19 protein-coding genes and 1 pseudogene are annotated in these 24,144 nt (G+C 57.0%); 12 read left to right on the top strand and 8 right to left on the bottom strand.

Going from position 1 to position 24,144, the window contains the following annotated elements:
• Positions 1 to 56 precede the first annotated feature (56 nt).
• The 4 genes from ACLFLU_RS08650 to ACLFLU_RS08665 all read left to right on the top strand — a co-directional run bounded on the left by ACLFLU_RS08650 (position 57) and on the right by ACLFLU_RS08665 (position 1,832).
• On the top strand, positions 57 to 281 hold the full coding sequence (locus ACLFLU_RS08650; RefSeq protein WP_426411808.1) for a CoA transferase: 225 nt from the start codon (positions 57 to 59) through the stop codon (positions 279 to 281).
• Positions 269 to 538, top strand: a complete 270-nt coding sequence (locus tag ACLFLU_RS08655) for a hypothetical protein (RefSeq protein ID WP_426411809.1) — start codon at positions 269 to 271, stop codon at positions 536 to 538. The genes ACLFLU_RS08650 and ACLFLU_RS08655 overlap by 13 nt, the downstream gene beginning before the upstream one ends.
• A 210-nt stretch (positions 539 to 748) precedes the next feature.
• Positions 749 to 1,543 carry a CaiB/BaiF CoA transferase family protein gene (locus ACLFLU_RS08660; protein WP_426411810.1) on the top strand — a complete coding sequence of 265 codons (795 nt, stop codon included), beginning with the start codon at positions 749 to 751 and terminating at the stop codon, positions 1,541 to 1,543.
• The gene (locus tag ACLFLU_RS08665) at positions 1,488 to 1,832 is read left to right on the top strand and encodes a CoA transferase (protein ID WP_426411811.1); all 345 of its coding nucleotides are present in this window, start codon (positions 1,488 to 1,490) and stop codon (positions 1,830 to 1,832) included. The genes ACLFLU_RS08660 and ACLFLU_RS08665 overlap by 56 nt, the downstream gene beginning before the upstream one ends.
• A 518-nt stretch (positions 1,833 to 2,350) precedes the next feature.
• On the opposite strand, the pseudogene ACLFLU_RS08670 reads toward ACLFLU_RS08665, so the two are convergent.
• Positions 2,351 to 2,662 (bottom strand): annotated as a pseudogene (locus ACLFLU_RS08670) (KamA family radical SAM protein); the annotation flags it as partial.
• A 62-nt stretch (positions 2,663 to 2,724) separates the two neighbouring features.
• On the opposite strand from ACLFLU_RS08670, the gene ACLFLU_RS08675 reads away from it, so the two are divergent.
• A complete protein-coding gene (locus tag ACLFLU_RS08675; RefSeq protein ID WP_426411812.1) occupies positions 2,725 to 3,456 on the top strand; it encodes an IS3 family transposase in 732 nt (243 codons plus the stop codon).
• Positions 3,457 to 3,528: 72 nt separating this feature from the next.
• On the opposite strand, the gene ACLFLU_RS08680 is transcribed toward ACLFLU_RS08675, so the two are convergent.
• Together ACLFLU_RS08680 and ACLFLU_RS08685 are read right to left on the bottom strand one after the other, a co-directional pair.
• On the bottom strand, positions 3,529 to 3,975 hold the full coding sequence (locus ACLFLU_RS08680; RefSeq protein WP_426411813.1) for a hypothetical protein: 447 nt from the start codon (positions 3,973 to 3,975) through the stop codon (positions 3,529 to 3,531).
• Positions 3,976 to 4,970: 995 nt separating this feature from the next.
• Positions 4,971 to 5,225 (bottom strand): hypothetical protein, encoded by a 255-nt coding sequence (locus ACLFLU_RS08685; RefSeq protein WP_426411814.1) that lies wholly within the window; start codon positions 5,223 to 5,225, stop codon positions 4,971 to 4,973.
• A 706-nt stretch (positions 5,226 to 5,931) separates the two neighbouring features.
• Between ACLFLU_RS08685 and ACLFLU_RS08690 the strand changes: the two genes are divergently transcribed.
• From ACLFLU_RS08690 to ACLFLU_RS08705, 4 genes are all read left to right on the top strand, one after another.
• Entirely contained in the window at positions 5,932 to 6,960 is a 1,029-nt protein-coding gene (locus tag ACLFLU_RS08690; RefSeq protein WP_426411815.1) for a radical SAM protein, read from the top strand.
• Positions 6,961 to 7,120: 160 nt separating this feature from the next.
• Positions 7,121 to 8,515, top strand: coding sequence for a hypothetical protein (locus tag ACLFLU_RS08695; protein ID WP_426411816.1), 1,395 nt, complete (start codon positions 7,121 to 7,123; stop codon positions 8,513 to 8,515).
• 1,835 nt (positions 8,516 to 10,350) lie between these two features.
• Entirely contained in the window at positions 10,351 to 10,611 is a 261-nt protein-coding gene (locus tag ACLFLU_RS08700) for a hypothetical protein (protein ID WP_426411817.1), read from the top strand.
• Complete coding sequence (locus ACLFLU_RS08705; protein WP_426411818.1) at positions 10,608 to 11,375, top strand: amidohydrolase family protein; 768 nt, start codon at positions 10,608 to 10,610, stop codon at positions 11,373 to 11,375. The genes ACLFLU_RS08700 and ACLFLU_RS08705 overlap by 4 nt, the downstream gene beginning before the upstream one ends.
• Positions 11,376 to 12,432: 1,057 nt before the next feature.
• Here the strand turns inward: ACLFLU_RS08705 and ACLFLU_RS08710 are convergent.
• Together ACLFLU_RS08710 and aepX are read right to left on the bottom strand one after the other, a co-directional pair.
• On the bottom strand, positions 12,433 to 13,191 hold the full coding sequence (locus ACLFLU_RS08710) for a phosphocholine cytidylyltransferase family protein (RefSeq protein WP_426411819.1): 759 nt from the start codon (positions 13,189 to 13,191) through the stop codon (positions 12,433 to 12,435).
• A gap of 269 nt (positions 13,192 to 13,460) precedes the next feature.
• On the bottom strand, positions 13,461 to 14,273 hold the full coding sequence (aepX, locus tag ACLFLU_RS08715; protein ID WP_426413945.1) for a phosphoenolpyruvate mutase: 813 nt from the start codon (positions 14,271 to 14,273) through the stop codon (positions 13,461 to 13,463).
• A 1,335-nt stretch (positions 14,274 to 15,608) separates the two neighbouring features.
• Here aepX and ACLFLU_RS08720 point away from each other — a divergent pair.
• Both ACLFLU_RS08720 and ACLFLU_RS08725 read left to right on the top strand, forming a co-directional pair.
• On the top strand, positions 15,609 to 16,688 hold the full coding sequence (locus tag ACLFLU_RS08720) for a cytochrome-c peroxidase (protein WP_426413946.1): 1,080 nt from the start codon (positions 15,609 to 15,611) through the stop codon (positions 16,686 to 16,688).
• Positions 16,689 to 16,836: 148 nt separating this feature from the next.
• A protein-coding gene (locus ACLFLU_RS08725; RefSeq protein WP_426411820.1) for an IS3 family transposase occupies positions 16,837 to 17,948 on the top strand; the annotation gives its coding sequence in 2 pieces (ribosomal slippage) (positions 16,837 to 17,092 and positions 17,092 to 17,948; 1,113 coding nt in all).
• Positions 17,949 to 18,235: 287 nt separating this feature from the next.
• Here ACLFLU_RS08725 and ACLFLU_RS08730 read toward each other — a convergent pair.
• The 3 genes from ACLFLU_RS08730 to phnF form a co-directional block, all read right to left on the bottom strand.
• Positions 18,236 to 19,828, bottom strand: a complete 1,593-nt coding sequence (locus ACLFLU_RS08730; protein WP_426411821.1) for a phosphotransferase — start codon at positions 19,826 to 19,828, stop codon at positions 18,236 to 18,238.
• Positions 19,825 to 21,885: a hypothetical protein gene (locus ACLFLU_RS08735; protein ID WP_426411822.1), complete on the bottom strand. Its 2,061-nt coding sequence runs from the start codon at positions 21,883 to 21,885 to the stop codon at positions 19,825 to 19,827. Before ACLFLU_RS08735 ends, ACLFLU_RS08730 begins: the two co-directional genes overlap by 4 nt.
• Positions 21,886 to 22,412: 527 nt before the next feature.
• Positions 22,413 to 23,138, bottom strand: a complete 726-nt coding sequence (phnF, locus tag ACLFLU_RS08740) for a phosphonate metabolism transcriptional regulator PhnF (protein WP_426411823.1) — start codon at positions 23,136 to 23,138, stop codon at positions 22,413 to 22,415.
• Between the two features lie 69 nt (positions 23,139 to 23,207).
• On the opposite strand from phnF, the gene ACLFLU_RS08745 reads away from it, so the two are divergent.
• Complete coding sequence (locus ACLFLU_RS08745; protein WP_426411824.1) at positions 23,208 to 24,140, top strand: transporter substrate-binding domain-containing protein; 933 nt, start codon at positions 23,208 to 23,210, stop codon at positions 24,138 to 24,140.
• Positions 24,141 to 24,144 lie beyond the last annotated feature (4 nt).

Consider the following 24,144-nt stretch of genomic DNA (forward strand, 5'->3'; position numbering starts at 1 on the left):
AGCAGGGCGGTCGTGGTCGCTTAGCATATTTGTTCGAGGCGCTTGCGCGGAGCGACATGAGGCACCGCATTGGCGTTAACCGCTTCTGGCCGAACTTTCCAACCGGCATTTACGAGACCAAAAAAGGTTGGCTCGGTGTTACGACAATCACTCCTGCACAATGGCGCGCGCTCTGTGATATGCTCGGCTTATCTGAATTGCGGGACGATTCAGCTCTGATGCTCGGCCAAGACCGCCTGCAACACCGGGAAAAAATGAGCGGCAGTTCATGCCAAGGCTGAAGGCGCGAACAGCGCAGGAGTGGTTTGCGGAGGGATTGAAGCGCAAGATTTCAATCGTGCCAGTACCAGAAATTTCCGATCTGCTGCAGGCCGCGGAGAAGAGACAGCGCGGCGCTATTGTGCCCGTGCTGCTCGGCGAAGAAGAGGGTCTGACGACCGGCTCGATGCAGCGACTGACATTGACGCCGCCGCGCCGAGGCGGAAGGGTTCCGGCTCCCGGTGAGCAGCAGGCTTCGGGAGCGCCCGAAGGCACCTGAGCCGCGCTGCGTCGTCGTCCAGCCGCAGCGTTACTGAGAGCCCGCCCTCGCATGGGATTCGTGTCATCGACTTCACGATGGGGTGGGCCGGTCCGTTGTGTACGCGCACACTGGCTGATCTCGGTGCGGATGTCATCAAAATCGAAGCCGTCCAGTATCCCGACTGGTGGCGCGGCGTTGACCGCCGGCCGGCCTACGTCGACATACAAGATGTACGAAAAGACGCTGCGCTTCTGCATGATAAACCGCAACAAGCGCGGTATCACACTCGACCTAACGCGCCGGCAGGGCCGTACTCTCGCCAAACGGCTTATATCGCGAGCCGATGTCGTCGTCGACAATTATTCGGTCGATGTGCTGCCGAAGCTCGGACTCGGGTATGACGTGCTCAGAACGCTCAATCCTCAGCTCGTCATGATGTCGATGTCAGCCTTTGGCTCGAACAGCATCCATCGCAATTGCCGGGCCTACGGCTCGACGCTCGAGCAGGGTTCGGGGTTGCCGAGCGTGATCGGCAAGCCGGACGGGCCACCCCTCATGAGCCACATCGCGTTCGGCGACTCTGTCGGCGGGTTGAATGGTTGCGCTGCAGTTCTGATCGCATTGATGCACGCCCGCAAAACCGGGCAGGGGCAATTCATCGATCTCTCGCAGATCGAATGCATGATGCACTTTGCGGCGCCCTGGATCACTGTCCATTCGATCGGTGGTACGCCGCCGGTAAGGTACGGCAACCGACATCCGCAGTTCGTGCCGCATGGTTGCTTCCGGTGTGCTGGAGAGGATAACTGGATCGTGGTAGCCGCGACCGAGGAAGAAATGTGGCAGAGACTTGCCACCCTTATTGGCCGGCCAGACTGGGCCGCGGACACATCGCTGAAATCTGCGGAAGCCCGCCGCGGCATTGAGAATCTGATCGAGAGAACTGTCGAAGCATGCGGATCAGGCGATGCACGAGTTGCAGGGCGCAAGGGTCGCCGCCGGCGTGGCCCGCTTGCCAATTGACCTGCTCAACGAGCCACATCTCCAGTCCCGTGCGTTTCTACAACATCTCAAACGCGCTTTCATTGGCCCGCATCCGCAACCCTCGATATCGATTCGCGAAGGTGCGCGGCCATATCCGATCCGCGCAGCGGCACCGACGCTGGGGCAACATAATAAAGAGATCCTATCAGGGCTTCTCGAGCTCTCCGACACCGAGATCGAGTACTTGGCGAAGGAGGGCATCATCGGCACCCAGATGCTATCAGACGCGGAGCTCGCAAAATCAAAGAAGGGGTCGTCAGACCGATAGGTCGACGTTAGCCAGATTGACGAACCTACAGAAGTTGCAGTGCAGCATCGAGTGCTCCGTGATTCATGAGGCCGCGCATTCTTTGGCAACGTGGGCACGCCGGCTTTGATCGCAGCGCGATGATCACGGTATCTGCATTGCTCGAGCGATCGCACTCCGAGATCATCAAGCGGGCGACCTCTCTGCCAGAGGGATCCTTCCGAAACTGATCGGGCACTGGCTCGGCCCGCCGACCCTGGGCCCGTGTGGCACACGATCTCCTTGATCGGAATGCCCTACGCACTTTCCCATACGCTCCACGCGATTGCGCGCTACAATTACGATCCCAGCCACGCCTTGGACGTCGCAATTTCGTGATCGGGCAACAGCGTCACGATCTTGCGCCGCTCAAGGTCACCGAACGAGTCTTGGCGTAACGTCGTTGCGGTAGAAGGTCCAACCGTTGATGCCGAGGCGCTGAGGGGCCTTCCTGCTCCACTCGCTCTGGGTAGGAATCCAGCAACAGGCGCCTCTCGATCTCATCCCTCTGGCAAATCATCCAACCAGCAGGCGCCCTCGATGTGTGGCCGGGAAAAGATCTTTCCGATCTTTTCAGGGGTCTTGCTTTGATGATAGCGCATATACACGCGGCCGTCGGGTCCGAGGTCGAGGATCTCGATCTTCCCCGTGTAATGGGACATAATGAATTTGAATGTCTTTTGGATGCCGCTGAGACGTTGATTAATACCGCGCGCAATCTCTAGTCCGCGACGCAATGGAACTTGAAAATGCGACGTCCCTTTCACCGGCTTGCCCTGAAAGAGATAATAGGGGCGAACACCCATCTGGTGACTGGAGTGCACCCCAAAAGTGAGACACGGGAAATTAGGGACGGTTCTCTAACGGAGAACATATGCCCAACAAATCACCCCGTATTTTTAGCCGAGAGTTCAAGCTTGAGGCGGTCCGTCGCATTCTGGCGGGTGAACGCATAAGGGCTCTTTCCCAGGAGCTGAATGTGCTGCGTAAGGACCTCTACGCATGGCGCGATCTTTTTCGCGCCGGTGGGGCGGAGGCGCTGCCGCCGATCGGCCGGCCGCGCAAAAGCGATGCCGTTGCGCCGAACGTGAAGGCGCCGGCACGCGATGTTGCTGCCAGCGACCCTGGTGCGCCGGAGCGCATTGCCGAACTGGAGCGCAAGATCGGCCAGCAGCAGATTGAATTGGATTTTTTTTCGGCAAGCCTTGCGGCGGGTCAAGGAAACACGTCGGCCGAGCACCAGGCCTGGCGTGACGGGATCTACGCGGTCATCCAGGCGATGACGATGCCCCTGCGGCAAGGCGAACTGACGATCGAGCGGATGTGCGTGCTGGCCGGCGTCAATCGGGCTGGCTATTACCGGCATTGGGCGGCGTCCGCGCCGCGTGCCGAAAAAAACGGCGTGCGGGACGCGATCCAGCAGCTGGCGCTAGAGTACCGGCATTACGGCTATCGCCGGATCTGCGCACAATTGCGGCGTGAGGGCTTTGCTGTGAACGGCAAACGCGTGCTGCGCCTGATGCAGCAGGACAATCTGTTGTGCTCGCGGCAGCGGCCGTTCGTGCCTGTCACGACGGACTCCAAATGCCAGATCGGCAGCAGATGATCAAGAATTTTGTCGAGTTTGGCGCTGCTGAGCATGAACGGGTCGCCTCCTGATAGCAGCACGTTCGTCATCTCAGGATGGTCCCCAATATATTGCACAACGCGGGCAAATCGGACCCGATTTCATCGGGATCCTTGCCGATAGCGCGTTTGCGAAGCAATAGCGGCAATATGATGCGCAACGGTCCGTCACCAGCAACAGCCCGGTCTGGGCGTACTTGTGCTGGAGTCCTAGCACTACCGTGTTATCGTGCTCGCGGCTAGTATCAAGACTGCCGGAACTATCGAACTCCTTCAACGAGGGATCCACGATGTACTTGAGCTGCTCGTAGTGACCACTGTTGGTGATCTGTTCACGATAGAAGTTTGTAACATGATGACGCGTCATGCTGTTGGCTTGCAGTTCATCCTCGGCAACGATGCGAGTGCCTTCGATGAACTTTATGACTGCTGTGTGAGGCCGCGGGACTGCACCTGCAGCATCTATCGCGTTGATCTGGATCGTTCTAGCAAGTGTCATTTGATCACCTCGTCCGGAGACAGGGAGACCTGGTATGGTCAATCGAACATTTCACCGTCCCCCTAGCAATAACCGCGCCACCAAAGACGTGTGCGAGCGTTGCTCGACGAAAGGCAAAGCACACTTTAGTGCAGCGTCGGTGGATACCTGCGTCTTTGCGTGGCGTTACCAACATAGACGTCTTCAACCGAACACAGCTGGCAGACAGTACGGCAGGTCGAATGACAATCAGGGGCCTCACCCGGAAATCCGCCTCATTAGCCATCAGAGGCGCCGCCAATTATCTGCTCTCGTTGCAGCTGGCGAACCCAGCAAAAGGCCGTGGAAGCAATGGAGCCGATCAACATCACTACGACAGCCATGTGGGCCAGAGCAGCCCTGCGCCAGGGGGCTGACACATCGTCGTGTGATTTCCTGAGGACGACCAGGACAGGATAGCGAGTGCTCAACAGGACGAAGCTCAATGTCGAACGCGGTTGAGCGGCGAGTTGAAGCAATGCGCAGTTGGGCTGTTGTCGAAGAGTCCTGAAAAGGGCAGCGCCAGACAGGTCACGATCCGTGTAGCTGCTGCCATCCGGGTTGCACGCGAGGATGATGCCAACCGCACTCGCAATTGCGACGGAGCCGTTAGGGGCAACGTCAAAAACCCGCTATATAACTGCAAGAAATAAGCTGTCGTCTTCCGGGCCGGTCCCAGCGGGATCACCCTAGTGATGGCAAGATGCGGTTAATACATGTATCGCTCCTCTGGAATATCAGCTGATGGTCGCCGAGCAGCGTCCGCCACAAGGTCGGCGCATCGAAGCTGCCGGATTTCGATGTCACGTCGAGGCCGGCTCAGCGGTCGCCCCGAATGGTCGATTGCGGAAGATCTGGCATGATCCGGGCCGTCACATCGAAGGCATACGCACCGACAATCGTGATATCGGCGACTGCTTCTCGTGGACCCGCGACAAACCTCATGCGATCGTCCTGCGCGATTGTGCGCCGACCTGTCAGGCTACGCGCCTCATGCCCGCGGTTTCCGGACTGGCGGAAATATCGAGTTCGATTTCAGGCGACAGCTCGACGATGGTTTCTGGATGATGGCCATTCTCGCGCAAGGCGTATTTGAATGCTTGGGCGCGATTCACGAAGATGCCGCCAAAAATGCCGTTCTGTTCTAGGGCAACCCAGTTGCCAAAACGATTCGTGCCAACAAAGACGGTCAGCGGTACGGGCTTGCACGAAGGAGGTTCGTCCAGCTTCATGATCATCATCCTCCTAAGCTCGAATGGCATGCTCGTCAGCCGACCTCTGCCGAATTCATAGCGTTCAAAGGTCGTCAGCGCAGGACCGTTGGGATACAGCGCTCGAATATCTGCCTCTCGTCAAATCTGTTTCCGCTTGCGGCGACTTGCAGCAACACGTCGTGGTCTGTTGCTGTTTGGAAGCGACAGCTATTCGGTTCGGATTGGGGTGGTCGCGGCATCCGCGAAATTGAGTCGGCGTTGCAACTTTGCAAGCGCTCGGCAGCGCATTCATCAGGATCGATCTGGCGAGTTTCATTGGCAACTCCGAAAAAACCCACCGTATTGGCGGCGGCTTCTCTTTCGCTTCAGCAATCGGTGTGCCACCCGCTGAGTCTGATCGGCGAGCCGTGGTTTACGATCGCGCGTCTGACAGCGTCCCTTGCACGCGGCGCCAATCGAATGGGTGCTACGCGACAAATCGTTCTGGGTACGCGGGCGTCCCGCATTACTGGGAGAAGGTTAGAAGATGGCATGTCGGAAGCGGGGGGACTGGCTTGGCAGGCTACGGGCGTGCGCGCGCGTCTGTCTGAAACCAAACACGCCTGATGTCGGGAATCCGCTGTTTGGAGCGCGACATTGCACCCTCAAAGTCGTCGGCGATTCGGTGCGTCGCACTGGCATAAATCCTGCTGCAACCTTTCTGGGAGAAAGCCAGGAGGACGCTATGCCACTCGATCATCCGCTACCCATTGTCGTCAACCATGCGAGAATTTGTGTATCGTTCTACTGCAATCTCCATTGCGAGCACTGCTATGTTCCGGAAGAGTATCGGGATCAATACAAGCAGCTTTTGGAGCCGTCACAACTATCTATCGAGGAGATGACGGAGTTCGTCGACCTTCTCGTCGACAAATATTCACTGAGAAAAGTCTCTTTGACGGGGGGCGAGCCGCTTCTCAAGCGCGTGTTTCCGCGCACGGCGGCCCTGATGGTCCATGCGAACAAGCGAGGCCTTCAGGTCCAGTTGAATACAGGAGGCCTCGGCCAGATTCCAATTTATGACGTCGTCTCGTTCTTTGACGATCGCGAGAAGCTGACGTTCCAGTTCAGCTTTGACGGTGCGAAGCGGAACACGGTGGACCGCTTCCGAGGCAAGGCGGGTGTTTACGATTCTGCGCTCCGGCAGATGGCTGAGGCGGCCAATTGCGGGGCCGTGGTGCAGGCCAGGATGACTGCTAACCGGCACAACATCGGTGAGGCGCTCGAGGCCTACCGGCTCCTGTCGTCAATCGGCATCTACTCCTTCAGGGTCAAGCCGATGTTCGCCTCGGGCGTTGCCCTCGGCAATGAGGATGCGCTCTTGGGCTCGGCTGACGAAATTCGAGAGCTGCAGGAAGCCTTGATGGGGATTGCTGCGCAGCCCAGCTCAGCGCGCCTCGAACTGCCGCCGCCGATTTTCGTCGATACGTCGCTGCCACGGCCAAATGTCAGATATACCGAATGCGACTGTGGTGCCACCGCGGTCTACCTCGCTACAAACGGCGATTTGTATCCCTGTTCCTTCGTCGTCGGGGATCCCGATAGCTGCGAGTTTCTCCTCGGCAATATCCGATCGCCGGAATTCGACCTGGAGAAGGTTTGGCGTAGCTCGCCGGCTCTCAAGAAATTTCGGGCGAACAGCAGCTGCGGCCGATGCCCGAGCCAGGTCGCCCTCCTGAAGAATGTCGAGAACCGTACGCTGGCCTGCGCCTGACCCGGCGAACGATGAATGAAAAGCGGTCTCCATATCGGCGGTTCTCGGTGCGCGAGGAGGCAGAATTCCACCTTGTCAGCGTCGGTCGGGTCGACCCAGTGTCTGCCCTCATCGCGTCCGAAGTTCTGATTGAGGCAAAAGTGAGAGAGTATCAGAAGGCATGCGAGGAGATATCATTCTCGTCGGGCTCGGTGCTTATGCCCGGGCGAAATATATTCCTCTGATCGAGGATGCCGTCTCCAGCGGTCGAGCAGCCGCGTTCCATATCATCGAGCTCGACAGTGCGCGAGACGACGTGGATGCCTTTTTCCGGACCCGCGCCTGCAAGCCGGCGAGCGTCTCATCGGTACCCGATCTCCGGCGAGGGGCGATATGGTATTCCGGCCATGGGGAAGACGTCCTGACTGCTCTGGGACGTCCAGAGACGAAAGTGATCATCGCGACCGAACCCAAGGCTCATTTGGGTTACCTTCGTGCGGCTCTTGGACTTGGCCTTGATTGCCTGGTCGACAAGCCGGTCATTCTTCCGATGGGGTCGAATGGACGCCCTGCAGCGGACCGTCTGATTGGTGCGGTAGCCGAGCTCAAGGAGATCTGCAATCGGACTGGCGGCCGTTGCGTGGTCATGACGCCGCGCCGCTACAACGCAGTGTACGAATTGATTGGACGCTATGCGCGCCGCGCCTCCCGAAACCTTGGCACGCCGGTCACCTATATTGGTATCGAGCATCACGCGGGAGTGTGGAACACGGAGGAGGAGATCCTCTCCCGGGAGGATCATCCTTACCGCTACGGCTACGGAATGCTTTGCCATTCCGGTTATCACTACATCGACATTCTCTCCGGTCTCCTGGCTCACAATGAGCACCACTTCGGGAGGCTGGCGTTCGAGCTGCATGTCCACCGGGCGACCGCCGCCGACCACGTCGGGCAGATTGGCCCGGATCCGGTGAGCAGGCTTCGCGGCGACGCGCCAGGCGCTCGTCGACTGTTTCCCGCGCCGCCGTTCTGGGGTGAGACGGATATTGTCTCGTCCGGAGCCGCACGCCGTCCCGGAAGCCGCGAGACCGTCTGCCTGTTTCGGCTCGACCTTCTGCAGACCAGCGTGTCGCTGCGCAACTGGCGGCAACTGCCAGCCGATGTATACAACAAAAACGGACGGTACGGGTCCGAGACCATCCGCTTGAATATCGGGCCCTTCGTAGCGATCGAGGCCAGGATCTTTAAGCGCGAACATTTGAGCACGGAAGCTCATCCGCAACTGAGAAGGGAGGCGCACATCACGCTTTGGCGGAATGCCGGTTTCCTCGGCGGCGCAGCCTTACGCGAACGGCTATATCCCGCGCGGGACACCCTTATCCGAAACGCTGATCTGGGCGCTGGCCGCAAAAGGCTATTTGACGATTGGCTGGCGGGACGGAGCGACAAGAGTTCCCTCGATTCGCACACGCGGACGATATCGCTCTTTACTCATTATTTGGCGGCGCTCACGACAGATGGAGCGAACAAAGATCGAGCGACTCTATCACGCGCCATCAATAAAGAGCCGGCATGAATGTCGTCGCTCCGACTTCAACGCGCCGTCGGCATTCTGGGCTCGCCTTGTTCGCCGGAAACGGTCCGACCTTGGCCATCGTTGATCGTGACCGGGAAGGGAAGGCGCGTGGCCGTGGGTACCGCATGCCAGATGTATTTTCCGACCAGCTGCGAGACGAATGATCAATGGTGACCGTCACGACGTCCTATTTGACAGTAGCCATCCTCTGCCTAGCAACTACGGGCATACAGGCAGTCTGCTCATGTTCGGCTGGTCCAGTTGCTTCGACAAAATCCGGGGTGCCTCTTTCTCGTCAACGAGCACGACATCCGCTATGTGGGCCTGGACTTCGAACATCTTTGCGCTGAACGCCGGGCTGACCTGGCCAATGCCCGCATCGCCGATCGAACATCACCTTTCTGGGAAATACGTCAGGAACATACCTGTTCAACCTGATTAGGCTCGCCAAGAATCGAGAGACTTTTGACATCGTCTATCTCGATGGTAGCCATTCAATCTATGTCGATTTGGCGGCCGCGATCGCAGCAGTGCGGTTGTTGAAGCCTGGCGCCTTGTTCCTTTTCGTTGATGTGAGGTTTTCCTTCGGAAGGAGACATTTGATCCAGACCACAACTCAATATGCGGACGCCAATGAGACCAGACAGTTGACCGAGGATGAGGCCGGCGAACCTCACGTACCGATCATACTCCGAGACTATCTGATCCCTTTGTTCAGCTTTGAGGTGGAGCGGTCGTGGTCGGATCCTTATTGGATCGCACTCCGAGCGCCCAAATCTGCTCCGCGGATGCGGCTTTGACGGCTCTTCCACGATCGGGCTCCGCGATCGACGCCTGCACCGCTGTCACGACGAAGCCGGCATGGTTCGCCATCTTGGCACGCCTGAAGTTGCCGCGATGGTCATTCGAGGCCTTGGACTTGCAAACGTTCTCGACTGCCGTGTCGTCGTTCTTTCGAAAATCGATGATCGAGCTATGATCAAGGAGCCGGCCGGCAAATGAGCTGCCAGCTCGACACGACGTGCTTCCCACTCCAGGTGGCGGCTGTGGGCCGAGATCACGCAGCCCTGCAGGCAAGTTGTGCCCCGATGTGCTCGATCATGGCCTTTGGTTTCTGGTTCACAGTTTCAATTTTTGCAAACTATCCCCCTGCGTCCGTTGCTAAAGTGAACGACAGCCATGCTGTTTCGTGTCAACGGCCTTGATATGCTGAGCCCAGTCAGGATGGCGTTGCTAGCTTCGCTGCTCTTATTGCTGAGCACTATCTTCGATTTCCCACGCTCAATCGCGGCCGCTCCAGTTCCTGCGGCCATCTAGCTGCCGGAACGCGAAGGGTACGCGCTCTCGCATTATCACTCGTGCGCGCAACTCATGGACCATGCGGAAGGTGACGCCCTCCGAAATCCTGCGCAATGGCGCAAAAATTGCTGGATTTCTGCGTGATCTGATCCTGTGTTGCGAGCTTGAAGCAAAAGGAACTGCTATCCGGATTAGAAAATGGACTTAGGCGATTGCTAAGGGAGTTCGGTGTCACCAAAGAAGTCATGCTGCACGTATAAATCTCGTGTAGGCCTTATGATTAGAGCCGATCGCAAGCATAAGACGGCGGCCGGCCACAGCGCGCCAATCGAGACAAAAGTCGGCGGTGGCATTGGCGGAAGGATGACAATTATACGCCGGAGTTGCGAACGATCCTGAAGTTAGCTTGCAAGGTATTTGCATCGCGCGAAATGATCATAAGGCCTCAAAGAGCGGGGCCTTTGAATGGCCTCACTGCAAGAGAACCGAACCGTCTTGAGTTGTCTGCACGCAACGAGACTTAAATTGCCGGCCAAATGACTAAGAAGAGCATCTGCAGCGAGCCCGTATTTGCAGAGGCGCGCGAGCGATCCGTGTGCGGATACGGCCCTATCGGTGAGGTTATGGCGGCAGATCTTCATCGCGGGGACGCGCAGCCGGATATTACCGGAAGCGTGCTTGAGCAGGCGCTGGAAGATTTCCACTCTCGCGCTGGCATCGAGGATTTGGACATGTATGTGAGCTACGGCCTCGCGAGCGTTATTCCGGCGAAGCTTTGCGGCGAGGGCGCTTCATGAGGATCGACTGCGAGGTGCATGCTTTCCGACTTATGAGCCGGCAGGCTGCGCCCGCCATCGACGGCTCCATGGAAACGCTGGAAGGCGCCACGCGCGCGTCCAAGAACGCTGGGTTGGTCCTGGTCCAGCCTGCCTTCCTGAACGACGATCCGGCCGAGCTCTTCGCCCAGGCGAGCCAGTCCCGGGTGCCGGTGAGGCTCGTTCCGCCTCTCGTGCAACCGCTGGGGCCTAAGGTGCTGGAGGAGTGGGCTCGATCAGGTGCAGTGGGTTTGACGATAACCCTCACCGATCCAGATCCATTGGCCGAATCCCCTCAGGCCGTCCTCCGGATGGGCTTGCGCTTGGAGGTGTCGGGTGGCCTCGAAGGACCTGAGCACCTCACAGAGTTGCTTCTCGCGGAGAGCCATCGACTGGTCTTCCGCGGTTTCGGACCTGCGGACAGCACCCGGGATCCCGCCTGGGATCCTCGCCCTGCACGACTCCTGGCGCTCGCAAAGGGAGCAGAGGTGTGGGTGAAGCTGTCCGGGATCGGACGCGTCGCAGATGGCTGGGCCCATACAGCTGCGGGCAGGATGCTGCGGGAGCTCGGGCCGAAACAGCTGCTCTGGGGCTCGGAGTGGCCGCACGTCGCAGCCGCCCACGCCTACGCGCCATCCTATGCGCAGACACTTGAGTGGCTTGAGGAACTCGTCCCAGACGAGAACGCTCGAGCGCGGATCCTGGGCGAGACGCCTGCCGCCCTCTACCGACTTTCCGTGTCTTAAGACCTGCATGCCGAAATGACGAAATGAGCATTGTCCACCAGAGCGCGGGGCTCGCTGCCGAAAGAGGTTTCGCCCAAGGAATTGGCAGATCGAAGCGGTCCATCAAAGCTTTCCAAGAAGCCACACCGAGTGCGGGTAAAACCAGTCGAGCGGAAGAGGAAGCCGGCACCGCATAGGTTTGGCTATCGATGCAGAAATGCAGACCAGGGGTGGAGGTTATCTATTGAGGGGCTGATGACATGTCCGATCGATTTCCAATCTTCGAAGTTATCTTGAAACAGCGCAGACGAAGATGGGTGTGGTCGGTCCGCACGACCGGAGGCACGCTGGTCATGACAGGTTCAAGAAGCAGTCGATCCGCTGCTCGCTATGAAGCCGACCGGGCGCTCTTTTTGATGCTGCTGAGCGCGCCCTATCATTCGCGGCTCTCGGAGCGAATGATCCAGGCTAATCAACAGGCTCGCGCGCGGCGCTCGTTTCCGCCAAAACTTTAGAGTCACTTGACCTTCGGAAATCGCGCGCTGGTAAGCCGTTTCCGTCGGGTCCTGGACTTAGCGGGAGCCGGCCAGATAACGGCGGTGATGACGGTTCCCCTCAACCGCTCGATATGGCTGCAGCTGTGGTTTCGAGGAAGAGCGGTCTCAATAGCGCGGGTCTGCTACTTGAGAGGAGCCGCGATTGCTCACGCGATGTCAAGCGGCTTCGAGGAGGGCGGCCTTTCTGCAAAGACGGACGAGCCACCGGCAAAAAGCCCGAGAGATTTCAGAATTGTCGCTGCGGTCGACGCCATAGGCCCGATATTGCAACCCGCTGCCAGTCCGAGATCCCGGTACCACGTGCAGGACGTTTCCGCGCACCAAATCGCTGACAACAATTTCGGGCGCTACCAAAAGGCATTTTCCCCGTCATGACCGCGGCAAAGCAAGGTAATTGTGATCGTATCGCGTGCCCGCCTTGACGTCTGCGGACCGCGCCGAGGGCGCTTCACCATCGTTCGCTGGCCACCTCGACCTGCCACTTAGTCTGAAGTTCATTCGACACGACCGAAGGCGTTCGTTCAGGCGAAAATGCGCTCCGCCGCGCGCAGATCGTCGACGCTGTCGACTTCGTACCACTTGAGATCGTCACAACGTGCCACTGCGAGCTTTAGACCCCGTCTTTCCACCAAGTCGGCAAGAAGCTCCTCGATGTATGCCTGCCTAGCTCCCGAAGCGATGATATCGTCGAGCGCCGGGACGATTGTTTCCCGGAGGGTCGACGCCGAGAACCGCAGCAGGTTCATCGTCTTGAATAGACTTGGACCATCCGCTGCAATGTTTGCGGCGGTCTGCTTCATGCGGAAAGCTGAGATGAAGCCGCTATCCGACAAAAGGACTGCTGACCCTTCCATCAGCTCGTCGAAGGGAGCTACCGCAGCCATATCGGACGCCGGCCCGAGCAGAAGGTAACGCAACGCATCCTTCTCGAAAAAGACATCACCCTCGAGAAGAAAGCAGTCGCCCGAAAGAAGTGCGTCGCGTGCCAACCATAAGGAATATGCGCTGCCGGTGTGGGCGAAGACAGACGACTCCACGTATTTGATTTTGAGTTTCCCAAAGCAGCTGCCGCAGGCATATTGAATAGCGTCTTTCCGATAACCGACGACGATCGTCACCTCCTCGACACCGACCGCTTGCAGATTGTGGAGAGCGTTGTGAAGGATCGGAGTGCCGTTGATCTCGACCAGGGGCTTGGGACGCAGATCTGTCAGCGGACGCAGGCGCGAGCCCAAGCCGGCCGCTAGAATGACGGCCTTCTTGGTAGCATTGCTGGCCATCGAATGTCCTTTCATTGGCAGGGACCCGTCATTTAAGGCGTTAGGCGCTGATCGCGACCTGAAGATCCGTGCGGAGAAACCAAAAGCAGCGGCAACGCAGAGAAAGTGATCAATGAGAGCCCTCGCGCTATTTTGTGAAATATCCGGTGTCAGGAAGGCAACCTCAAGCGTCGATGGACACTCCCGTGAAGCATGTGACGATGGGAAGCGAGTCTTGCCTGGCAGGACTTGGTCAAGGGCGGGTACTGCCAGTAGGGGGGTGGGATAGGTCAGGTGAGGTTGAGATATCGCGCTTCCGCATGGGCAAGTTCGTCGTACCTCAACAACTCAAAAATATCGTCGAGAGCCGCGATATTTGGCTCAATGCCGGCAATGCTTTCTTCTGCAATGATGCGATCGCAGACGTGTCGCATGGCCAGAATTGCAGCTCGCACGGAGTGGTTGGCCCAAATCACTGTGGAGATGCCGGCATCACGGTATGCAGAGACAGGTGTCCGATAGTATTTCGTTGGAACGATCACAACAGGCAGGCGATTTCGCCAGGCAGTTGCAAAAGAGATGATCTCCTCAGCGGTGCTCTTGCGCGAGTGAATGAGGATCGCATCGGCACCCGCCGCAGCGTAAGCGGCAGCACGTGAAATTGCTTCGTCCAATCCATGGCCGGCTATCAGCGCTTCGGTCCGCGCCACCAGGACCAAGTCGTCCGCCACCGTATCCTTTACGGCGCGGAGTCGACCGGAGAACTCGTCGATATCGGCTAGCGGATGCCGGTCTCCAACAAACGAGTTGATCTTCGGAAAACAGCTGTCCTCCAGCGCAATCCCGGCAGCGCCACGCTGTCGAAGTTTGCGTGCCACAAGGCGCGCATTGTTGAAATTCCCGAATCCGCCATCGCCGTCAACCAGCACGGGCAATTCGGTCGAGTCCACTATGCGCTCGACCACATCGACGAACTGGCTCCACGAGGCCTCGTTGGCATCGCGGTAGCCCAGAGAGCTTGCAATGGACAGGCCCGAGGCCCAGAGACCTTTGAAGCCGGCGCGCTTGGCGATCGCGGCCGAAAGCGCATCATGAGCTTCCATCAGGAAGAAGAGGTCGCTCTTGGAACAGATCTCAGCGCGAAGCTCTCGTGAGAGTGACGGGCCTGCGCGTCGCTCTGGATGATTTACGACGGCCGAGTTTGGTTGGTATTGCATGCCGGTTCCTTGCAGGTTCATTCGACCTGTCGGGCGTACAGTGCGTGCTTGGTCCAGTTCTCGATGACCAAGTCGTTTGGGCGATCCCGCAGCTCAATCCACAGCTGACACACGTCCGTCATCTTGATCAATGACCAGCGTTGGTAGTTGACCGCGGCATAGCGTATGCCGTCTCCTTGGAAGGCTTGAGTTGCGGATGCCACCCGATCGCAAGACATTTGCTCGTTACTCGGAAAACCTCCAAGAGCCTTTGACAGCGAGCGAGTCTCACTAGCGCGCCGCTTCTCGCGTTCGCGACCCGCGGAAAATCCAGACATCTCGATTAACACCTGACGCTGCAAAGCATGATCCGGCAAGTTGGAAAGACGTTTTTTATTCCCGGTGAGGCGTTGCCGTCGTTTACTTTGCTTGCTTGTCTCGCTCTCGGCACAGATGTAGTGAGCAAACGCGTCCCAAGCCGTGCGCGGTCGATATCAGCCACTGTCTGGGCTGATCGAAACAGAAGTGTCATATTTCCGACGTGGGCAGCAATTGCTTTGTGGCGCGACGCAATCGACCGTCGATGCTCTCAAGTGCTTCTCCACGTAGATTTCGCGAGCGCCCCAATTGGTACGGGACTTGCTGTGCTCATCCCAAGTCAGAAGTTATGGAGCACCGCGTGCACGGTATCGTCGCCATGAAGCAGGTTGCCGACTTCTCACAATCCTGCGTGCGTCCGGTAACCTATAACTCTTAGGCCAGAAGGAAGCGTATCATTTATCAGCTCTATCGTAGCCGGACTTCCCGCGGACGCAGCCCGCGTGAGAGGCGGCGACCTGATCCCACGGCCTATTGAAGAACGAAATGATCCTCGACTTCGCCTATGTCGTCCGTGAAACTCACAGAGGTCGGCCGCTGGCACCACTTTGACGCCACTCTCGCGCGTGTGGCGGCGCGCGTTCGCGCGACCAAATTTGGCCAAGTGCAGCATCAAGGTGCGGGCGCACGAGTCGCGCCAAGCGGGCTCAGGTTAGTCGCATTTGGTACCAGCGCATGTTTCGAAAATCGGCATAGGTCTCATAAGACTACTATGCGTGAACAAAGACTGGGGCATTTTGCTCTCCTGTGAATACTTGCCGTGGGACGTGAAGCATGAATATCAAGTTGTGTTGGATCGCGCTGGTCTGGGCGGCCGCGGAATGCGGCGTCGCTCCTTCCAATTTCCCCGGACTAGCATCGATGATGTCCATTGGGAGACATTTATCCGTCCGAGAACTCCGCCTTGTACGCAAGTTATGTGTTGCTGCCGTTGCGATTCTGGTCTCATCGCCATCCGGTGCAGATGATGATCTGATGAAGGCCGCGAGGCGCACTTTCAAACCGATCCCGCCGGTCGTGGCTGCGGTGAAGGACAATCCTGTCACCCGCGAGAAGGTCGACCTCGGTAAGATGCTATTCTTCGATCCGCGCGTGTCCGGTAGCGAGATTATTAGCTGCAATAGCTGTCACAATCTAGGTACAGGCGGAGTGGATGCCGGGCCGACCTCGGTGGGGCACGGCTGGCAACGAGGGCCACGTCGGGCTCCAACCGTCTATAACGCAGTATTCAATGTAGCGCAGTTCTGGGATGGACGTGCCGCAGACCTCAAAGCGCAAGCAAAGGGTCCCGTGCAGGCGAGTGTCGAAATGAACGCGAGCCCAGATCATGTGATCAGCACGCTAAACTCGATGAGCGACTACGTCGTCATGTTCAAAAAGGCGTTTCCAAATGAGGAATCGCCAGTCACCTTTGACAATTTCGGAAGGGCGATCGAGGCCTTCGAAGCGACTCTCATTACGCCCGCGGCCCCTTTGGATCGGTACCTTGAAGGTGATTCGAATGCTCTCGATGATCAGCAGAAAGCTGGATTGAAGCTATTCATGGAAACCGGATGCTCGTCTTGCCACAATGGAATCAACGTCGGTGGACAGGACTATTTTCCGTTTGGCGCGGTCGAAAGGCCAGCCGCCAGCCTGCTTCCGACCGCCGACAAGGGCCGATCCGCGGTTACCAAGTTGGCCAGCGACGAGTACGTTTTTCGCGCAGCGCCGTTGCGCAACGTCGCGTTGCGACCGCCGTATTTCCATTCGGGTCGGGTCTGGAGCCTTAAGCAAGCTGTCGGCGTGATGGCTGAAGTTCAGCTTGGCGCCAAGCTTAGCGATAAGGAAGAGAACGACATTGTCGCGTTTCTGAATTCGCTGACCGGGCAGCTGCCCAAGATCGAGTATCCGATATTGCCCACGAGAACCGACACGACGCCTCTGCCATCTACAGAAAAATAGCATCTTCCATTACTGTAGCTGAGCTGCCCGGTTTTGTTTGCTGAGAGGATGACGGAGGGTGCGGGCGTCAGCCACAGCCTCTGACCTGCTCCCCTGAAACGCCCCCGGTTTTGAGTTAGGGTTCTGTTCTCCACCGAGGAGACAGACGATGCGTAAGAGCAGGTTCACGGAAGAGCAGATCATCAAGGTCCTGAAGGAACATGCTGCCGGGATGTCGGCGAGCGATCTGTGCCGCAAGCACGGCATCAGCGACGCGACTTTCTACAAGTGGCGGTCGCGCTATGGCGGGATGGAGATCTCCGACGCCCGCAAGCTGAAGGCCCTGGAAGAGGAGAACCGCAAGCTAAAGAAGCTGCTGGCGGAGTCGATGCTGGACGCGTCGACGCTGAAGGAGATGCTCGGAAAAAACTTCTGACGCCCGGTTTGCGGAGACGTGCTGTGACCTGGGCGATCGATGAGAAGGGCTATTCGCAACGGCGGGCCTGCAGGCTGGTTGGCCTGCAGCCGAAGACCTATCGCTATGCCTCGATACGGCCGGACGATGGACCGTTGCGGACGCGGCTGAAGGAATTGGCTTCGCAACGGCGCCGCTTCGGCTACCGTCGCCTGGGGCTGCTATTGGCTCGGCAAGGGGTCCGGATCAATCGGAAGAAGCTGTATCGGCTCTACAAGGAGGAGCGGCTGACCGTGCGTAAACGTGGTGGCCGTAAACGGGCACTGGGCACCCGGGCGCCGATATCGATCCCGCAGGATCAGAACCTGCGCTGGTCGCTCGACTTCGTGATGGACACGCTCTCCAGCGGCCGGCGCTTCCGCGTCCTGACCCTGGTCGATGACTTCACCCGGGAGTGCCTCGGCCTGGTCGTCGACACCTCGCTCACCGCCTTGCGTGTGGTGCGCGAACTTGGCCAGATCATTGAAAGCCGCGGCTGTCCCCGCATGATCGTCAGCGACAACGGCACCGAGTTTACTTCAAATGCGATGTTGGCCTGGCAGGAAGAACTCGGGATCGAGTGGCATTACATCGCGCCCGGCAAGCCGATGCAGAACGGCTTTATCGAAAGCTTCAACGGCCGCCTGCGTGACGAGTGCCTGAACGAGCACCTGTTCGCCAATCTCAACGAGGCCCGCCAGATCATCGAGGAATGGAGGATCGACTACAACACCAACCGACCGCACACGAGCCTCAACGGGCTCACACCGACCGAGTTCGCAACCCGCCCCAACAGGGGCCAAACCCAGAACGGACTCTACTTATAAACGAGGGCAAATTGGGGAGCAGGTCACCTCGCTTTAAAGGCCGAACTTATGACCGCGCCGTCACCTCTTGCCCAACCAGCGAAATATCTCGGCGTATAAGGAGCACATTTGGATTGGAAGGAGGGTTTATGGGCAAAGCGCGAGCTTCCTGAAACGTCATGGAGGCGGCCCTCAAGAAAATTGGAAACTCGCAAGCTGGATGGCTTTGCTGGCGTTAGGTCGCTGTTCGCGCCATCTGCACAGGCGCAGCCCGCGGGTCGGTGCGGCGGTACTCCTCAAGTCAGTCCTTAATGTTCCGCGCAGCGCGCCGAGGCGAGGGCGGCCGCAGCCAGGACCTTCTTTTGGTCAGGACGCCAGCCGGCAGAGACCCCGAGAAGCTTCAACGAGTGCAGTCCGACCGCGACGAAATAGTTCAAGCCCAAAGGCGTACCGAATCGTGCGATTGCCGACTTTCGTAGATCGCGAATCGGCTCGACATAGTCCGGCGCCCCGGAAAGAAGTTGATCGAGATTTCGGAACAACGTCATTTCGACCTCAACAAGATCCAGGAGTTTGATATCCGGAAGCGCCGACCGCCGAAATTCCAGCCGAATTGATGATTCCAACGATACGAAGTCCTTGTAGCAGTGGTCGAGACCGGCATACTCAAAATCAATCATAGCGAGGTTGTGACCGGAGCCATCGACGAATATGTTATTGGCATTTAAGTCGCCATGACCGAAGCACAGTTTTATTTCTCCTGAGCCTTTCTTTGCTAGGCTACGGCGAAGTGATCCACACTCGAACGTCCCAAAACGGATTGTATCTGTTGATACGGTACTCGACACACCTTCTTCAGCGCCGACCTCCGACAGGACTGCGCGCAAACCTGCCAACCGTCGATCGTCTTTCGACAATTTGTACTCCTCGGAGTTCGAGAAGTAGTCGTCAAGCCGTTGCGGCTTGGTTTTCTTCAGATTGTACCAACCCGTCGTATTTGATGAAAATATGCGCTGGACTGCAGCGGTGACGGCTGCTGCATCGCCATCTTTCAGTTTATCCGTGAGTGTTACCACCCCATCAGCACGCCCGAACGCAAATGCATAGCAAGCACCTGCCCATTCTCCTGCTTCTCCATAGCCGATCAGATCAACGCGCATATCGTGCGACAATTGTAGTCGAACGAACGAATTGTACCGTGTCGCCTCGCTTGAAACATTGGCTTTTCGACTGAACTTCAGAACGAATGGGATGTTTTCGTAACGCGTGGACCCGAAAAACTCGAGGCGAAAAACACTGGAGCCGGAAAACCCACCGGTGAGTTTATGAAGTCGAACTTCAATGACCTCATCGTCAAGTTCATCATTCATGAAACCAAAAATGCATTGTTCAATGATCGAAGTTAGCTCGGGCTCAACGTCTGCGAACTCAGGCCGCACTGCGGGCGTCGTGAAGCTTAAATTCCTAAAGGGCAAACGCCGCACTTGCGATGCCAATGTCTTTCCGAGATAGTGTTGATACTCGATGTTCGACAGATGCGTTTTTGTAACAAGCATGTCCGGGTTTGGTATTCGCACTCCGAGCTGATCTATACTGAACGTTGCCAGACTATAGAGCGCAAAAACCGTGTCGGTGTGATGTGGCTTCAGTCGACTGATTTGCTCGATTCCGAGATTATCCCTGGCCTTAACCGCGCCACCTCCGCCTACCTCGAAAACATTGTCAAATATCGCGACATGAGGTCTCTTCTTCAGAAGGCTGTCGATGTCATCAAAGTTTTCCTCAACCTGAATGTCGACGTCGATACCTGCTGCACCAAACGCCCCCTTCCAAACCGCGACGAAACGGCCTCTGCGATCGCGATCATCCTCAACAAGCAGAACTCGAAAGTGACGCTTCATACTGCACCTTCGTTGTCGTTTAGAGGAATGGAGAATGCTACGCCGAAGTGTGAATTGCCAAAACCATCATCCGCTATGGGCGCTGCAGACGCACTTCCGCCAACCATACGCAATTGAGCGGCCAACAAAAACAGGCCGAAGTGGTAGGTGGCAGATCTGCCGTCTTTGATCGGTGAAACGCAGACCTGCGAAAGGCGCGTTGCCTGTTGCAGCGCACCTTTTGGGCGGTAAAGGATTTTCATCGTTGTGATGTCGGAGGGCTCATCATAATCCGTTTCCACGCTGACGTCTTCAATCAGTAAGGGCGAGTGACCCACATTCGAACCTAGAGTGTCAAGAATCTCTAGAACCAACCCATAAGAGCGCGGCGAGGCCCGGTGTTCTCGCCCCTGAATACTAACCTTTTCGCAAAGGGATCGAATAAGGGGGGACGTCGTCGAGCTTGGCACTGCGCTCACCATGGCGTCGGTTAGCTCGTCCACATCCTCCAAGTTTCGAAAACGGTTTTCGCTATCTTGAACGATCGAGTACGATGACAGAAGGGACCGAAGCTGGCCCGCGCGCTGTTCGTCTGTCTCCTGAATCTCTCTGATGATCGCCTCAATGCGATGACGAGCGGCATGCACGTAGGACATTCGCGATAACCATGATCGATCATTTGCCAGCTCGATCCTCCGGATCACCTCACCACACGTGATCGAGACGCGCTCGAAATACTGTCCTTCAGTGACCAATCGTTTTGCCCGCGACGAAACGAACTCGATCACAGCGCTCTTTGTACTGCCCACCCAAATCGGCCTTGCGTGAGCGGCGTCGCTGAACTTGCCGATGTCGTTGTTTAGGAGCGGTCGCTCGGCAGGATCAACAGTGCTCTGATCGCGATGCTCCTGCCACAAAGGTTGGTCAGCAACGTAAGACGCCACACATAACGAACCTTCGTTCGCCAGAGGAATGGCAACGTGGCGATAGGTCGAGGGAAAACCGACCGAAGCGATCTCAATAAATTCCTTGTTGAAGGGATCAAAGCGCCAGATTGCCAACTTTTCGGCCTGGCTTGCTTGTATAACTTCGCGAAGAAAAGGCTCCAGAATGTTGCGTATTTCAAGCTCCAGTGCTGCGCGGCTCTCGACTGGCGATGTCCCCAAGCGCTCTTCGGCATCTTGAGCGGCGCGCATGACCTTAAACAGGGGATCTTCGCGTTCAGCGGATGCCCGCTCACGCAAGCTCGTTGATATGAGCTTCGTTGCGTTATGGACCGCGTCGAGACTGAGCCGGTCGCCTCCCTTAATGAAAATCAGGACAGCTTGCCTCGCAACTTGGAACCCAGTGTCTTGACCTCCCCGATCCAGGAAAAAATGCTCCTCCGTCAATGTATTGATACAATAGTATATCTTTGGTTTGTCTATGTATCCGTAGTTGACTGTTTTTCTTGCGATTGACCCAAACAGGTCTTTCAGGAAATCCTTGTTCTTCGCGATTTTTTTCAAAACGCCCGATGAGCCGCGATCGATTTCGATGATATCGTCTATCTTTTGGACAGTATCCAGTTTCAAAAATGGATCTCTTTGAAGTCCAAGCAAGATATCTATGCCCAGGCGCCGTCGAATTTCCGCGAAATGATGATCGTAGTCAATTATGTCGCGGCCCGTTTTGCTGCTCACGAATTCGCGAACAAACCTTCTTGAAACGCTTTCGATGAAGTGCTCGCGAGAGCCGCTCACGTGGTAAAATACCAAAAAGGTACGGCGGATCTGTTCTATCAGAAACCGACTAATCTCAGCATGCGGGGCCCAACGGACTACCGCGCTCTCGGAGAGAGAATTCTCCGAATATTCGTCGGTGATCTCTGATTCTCTTTCTTGTAGGTCATTCCTGTGTCCGAACCTTCGAATCCTCCCATGAAAAATTTCGAACGCAAGATAAGGAAAAAGCAAGTAGGGGGATTCCGCGGCATGCGGGTCGGAGAAGTGGCGCCGCTGCCGCATGTAGAACAATAGTTTTCCATCTTCGGGTATTGCGCGCGCTATTTCTGCAATGACCTCGTCGACGATATACATCTTGTTTGAGCTAAGAAGTTCATCTTGAAGGTGCAAAATGGATCGTAGGTGCTCTTGCACGTCGACTCGCTTTCAGGTTCAACCAATACGTGAAAAATTGAAAACTTAAGGGGGGCTCGCCGTGAGGTAAAGGCTAATCGTGATAGTTCCGACAAATTTCCGGCGTTTGACTGGATGAAGAGAAATATCGTTGATCCCGAGTTCGACTGCAGTTTCTCCTTCGCCTCATCGGGTTGTTGGCCATCATTCCATGTTTCCTGGCGCTCGAAAGTGCCGCGGACGATTCTACGTGCGGCCGCGCTGAGATTGCGTGTGTGTCACTGCTCACCCAGCGGCGAATTTGGGCCGATGAAGACGTGCCCGCGCTTCAACCGCAACATTGCGTCCAGCTTGACGGTCAGGCCATCATGAATGTCCGAAAATCGAAACTCTATGGTGCGAGGAAGCGATTTTTGACACTTTTGAATTTGCCGCAAATGTGGAGCAGGCTCGGATTTATGCCTCCGCCTGTTCTGATGGAGGGCGATTTAGACGGTCAAGCGCACTCGCTCGCAGCTGAATACCGTAGTCCCGTAGATGATTGGGTCATTGCTCTCGTCGGCGTCCAGACGCTGACATTCAAAAATGGGCTGGCTTGGCAATTGTCGCAGCAGCCGCGCCTCTGCAGCTGTCGGTAGTCGGCCGATGATCGAGGTACTCACTCGGTGATAGTCGGAGACTCCGACCGTCGCGAGCGCCTCCGTCACTGATGGGCTGGCTCTCAAGGCCTTCTCGAATCCCTCAAAGCGTGGAAGAGGAAAGTAGTTTCGGTCGTGCTTGACGATTTGTCCATTTGCATATCCCAACAGCTCCATGAACATCGCGAAGCTACCGCGCCGCAATTTGAGAAAATCTCGTATCTCATCATCCGCAGCGACGACCTCGATTGTTAGGATCTCCTGGCCCGGCGTAATGTTGTTGGCTACGAGCACATCAGTGAAACGCGCGCGGCGGGCGATCTGGTAGGAAACCAAATAGGCGTCATGCACAAATGTGCCGCGGCCCTGCTCGATGCGGATCAAGCCGCTCTGCTGTAGCGCACCCAGCGCCCGCCGCACCGAATAACGTGTCGCACCTAATTTCTGCATCAGTTCGACCTCGGTCGGGATTTGGCCTCCGACTCCGAAGTCGTTGTTCTCAATAGCTGTTCGAAGCCGCGACGCAATTTCGCGCCAGCCGAGCGCAGTGCTGTTGGCCACCTCGCTGTTACTCATTGAGCCTTCCCAAAAAAATTACCTCTGCTCGCACGCGAGCTGTCATAGCACCGTCACAGGATTAGTTCAATGGTTCGAACCAATTCACAAACCTTTTTCAAAAGGACGCTGGCCATGAGCTTCAACTTCAGTCGTCGCAATTTGTTTGGAACGGGGGTGTTGGGCGGTGCCGCAACGCTCGCGGCCACGACCACGCTCATCTCCCCCACACCGGCGCGAGCGCAGGGGAGTAGCGGCGACAAGCTGCAGCAGGTACTGGCCCGGGGCCACCTCATCGTAGGGACCGGCAGCGATCTCCCACCCTTCTATTTCACCAATGAAAACGGAGATTTCGACGGGCTTGAGATTGATCTGGCAAGGCTTCTCGCCAAGGGCCTGTTTAACGATGAAAGAAAAGTGGAATTCGTTGTGCAAACATCGGACTCCCGCATCCCGAATCTCTTATCGAACCGCGTCGATATCACCATCCAAAATCTGACTGTGACCGCGCCGCGCGCTCAGCAGATCGATTTCTCTGTCACCTACTATCGGACTGGCCAGGGTTTGCTGATGCGCAAGAGCGGCCCCTACAAGTCATTCGACGAGCTGAAGGGCGCCGGCGCCCGCGCGACCATCAGCGCTTTGCAAAACGTTTTCATCGCCGACTGGGTCCACGAGATCCTGCCTGATGCAAAGGTTGTGCAGTATCCGACGCCCGACGCGGCTCTCCAGTCGCTCAATGCCGCGCAGGCGGATGCGCAGTATGTCGATCACAGCCAGATCGACTACATGCTGGCGAATATGCCCGACCGCTATATCGACAGCGGTTTCACCCATAAAGCGGGTTCGCTTGCCTGCGGCATTGCCCCTGGCCAGTTTCGATTTCTCAACTTTGTCAATACGGCGCTGCGGGAAGCCATGATCGGCGTCGACTATACGCGCTATGCGGGCATGCTGAAGAAATGGCTGGGCGTGACAGTGCCCACTCCGAAGATCGGATATCCACACGAACTGATCTCTTGAAGAG

The sequence above is a fragment of the Bradyrhizobium ganzhouense genome, assembly GCF_049949285.1.
Taxonomy (GTDB): domain Bacteria; phylum Pseudomonadota; class Alphaproteobacteria; order Rhizobiales; family Xanthobacteraceae; genus Bradyrhizobium; species Bradyrhizobium ganzhouense.